3 protein-coding genes are annotated in these 1,667 nt (G+C 67.4%); 1 reads left to right on the forward strand and 2 read right to left on the reverse strand.

What is annotated here, in order from left to right:
• Positions 1-631, reverse strand: a 631-nt coding sequence (locus ABNT58_RS29610; RefSeq protein ID WP_348756931.1) for a class II glutamine amidotransferase, incomplete at its 3' end; no start/stop codon positions are given.
• 159 nt (positions 632-790) lie between these two features.
• Between ABNT58_RS29610 and ABNT58_RS29615 the strand changes: the two genes are divergently transcribed.
• Positions 791-1,252, forward strand: a complete 462-nt coding sequence (locus ABNT58_RS29615; RefSeq protein ID WP_348756932.1) for an Lrp/AsnC family transcriptional regulator — start codon at positions 791-793, stop codon at positions 1,250-1,252.
• Here the strand turns inward: ABNT58_RS29615 and ABNT58_RS29620 are convergent.
• Positions 1,249-1,667, reverse strand: a 419-nt coding sequence (locus ABNT58_RS29620; RefSeq protein WP_348756933.1) for a class I SAM-dependent methyltransferase, incomplete at its 5' end; no start/stop codon positions are given. The genes ABNT58_RS29615 and ABNT58_RS29620 overlap by 4 nt on opposite strands.

Consider the following 1,667-nt stretch of genomic DNA (forward strand, 5'->3'; position numbering starts at 1 on the left):
CCACGTCGCCCTCTTCCAGATACACGATCTGGTCGGTCACGCCGGCCAGGGCCATCGCGTCGCTGGCCAGGAAGTTTTCGCCCTCGCCCCGGCCCAGCACCAGCGGCGAGCCTTCACGCGCGCCCACCACGCGGTGCGGCTCGTCGCGGCAGAACACGGCAATGGCGTAGGCGCCGCGCAGTCGCCGGACGGCCTGCTGCACCGTCTCGAACAGGTCGCCGTCGTACAGGTGGTTCACCAGGTGGGCGATGACCTCGGTGTCGGTCTGGCTGGTGAACTCGAAGCCCTTGGCGATGAGTTCGGCGCGCAGCTCGTCGTGGTTCTCGATGATGCCGTTGTGCACCAGGGCCACACGGTTGCCCGAAAAGTGCGGGTGCGCGTTGTGCACCGCCGGTGCACCGTGGGTGGCCCAGCGGGTGTGGGCGATGCCGGTGCCGGCGCTGATGGCGTCCTGGTCGACCTGGGCCTGCAATTCGGCCACCCGGGCGGTGCTGCGGGCGCGGCGCAGTTGCCCGTCTTGATGCACCGCCAGACCGCAGGAGTCATAGCCGCGGTATTCCAGCCGGCGCAGGCCCTCCACCAGGATGGGGACGATGTTGCGGGTGCTGACGGCGCCGACGATGCCACACATGGTTCAAACCTCTTGAAGATCCGTGAGAGGCTGAATGCTAGGTGGCGTGCACCGCAATTTTCTTGCAGAGTCTGTGCATATTCGATGGAGAATCGCCAAACGAATGTGCGCTGCAATTTTCTTGCATATGCGGCTCGAAATTGAAGCGCCCCGCACACCATGCCCGACCTCGACGACACCGACCGCCGCCTGCTGGCGTTGCTGCAGGACGACGCTGCCCGCAGCAATCAGGACCTGGCCGCCGCCGCACACGTGTCGCCGGCCACCTGCCTGCGGCGCGTCAAGCGGCTGGTGGACGAGGGTTACATCACGCGCCGCGTGGCGCTGCTGGCGCCCGACAAGCTGGGCCCGCAGCTCACCGCGGTGGTCGAAGTGACGCTGGACCGCCAGGGCGCGGAGCACCTGCTGGCCTTCCAGCAGCGGGCGGTGGCCGATGCGGGCGTGCAGCAGTGCTACCGCGTGTCGGCCGGTCCCGACTTCGTGCTCATCGTCGGCGTGGCCGACATGGCGGCCTATAACCTGTTGGTGGAGCGCCTGTTCACCCAGGACGCCAACGTGCGCAACGTCAAGAGCTTTTTCAGCGTGGAGCGGGCGAAGTTCTCAACCGCTATCCCCGTTTAGCTCTTCAAGATCACCAGCCCCTTCAGGTACTCACCCTCCGGAAACTCGATGGTGGTCGGGTGGTCGCAGGCGCCCGACAGGCGGTCCAGCAGCAGGCCGTTGACGCCCGCGTCCATGCCGGCACCGGCCACGATCTTGTGAAACAGGTCGGCGCTGATGCCGCCCGAGCACGAGAAGGTGAACAGCAGGCCACCCGGCGCCAGCAGCTCCAGCGCCAGGCGGTTGATGTCCTTGTAGGCGCGGGCCGCGCGCTCGGCGGCGGCGGCGTTGGGCGCGAACTTCGGCGGGTCGAGCACGATGGCGTCGAAGCGCTGGCCGCCGGCCTTCAGCTCACGCAGGTACTTGTTGACGTCGGCATCGACGAACTGGCAGCCGCTGTCGTCCAGGCCATTGAGCCGCACATTGGCACGCGCCA

This window comes from uncultured Aquincola sp. (genome assembly GCF_964001545.1).
Classification (GTDB): Bacteria; Pseudomonadota; Gammaproteobacteria; order Burkholderiales; family Burkholderiaceae_C; genus Aquincola.

What these genes read in the sequence shown, in the direction of transcription:
- ABNT58_RS29615 (WP_348756932.1), top strand. Translation starts at nt 791, where the DNA reads ATGCCCGACCTCGACGACACCGACCGCCGCCTGCTGGCGTTGCTGCAG.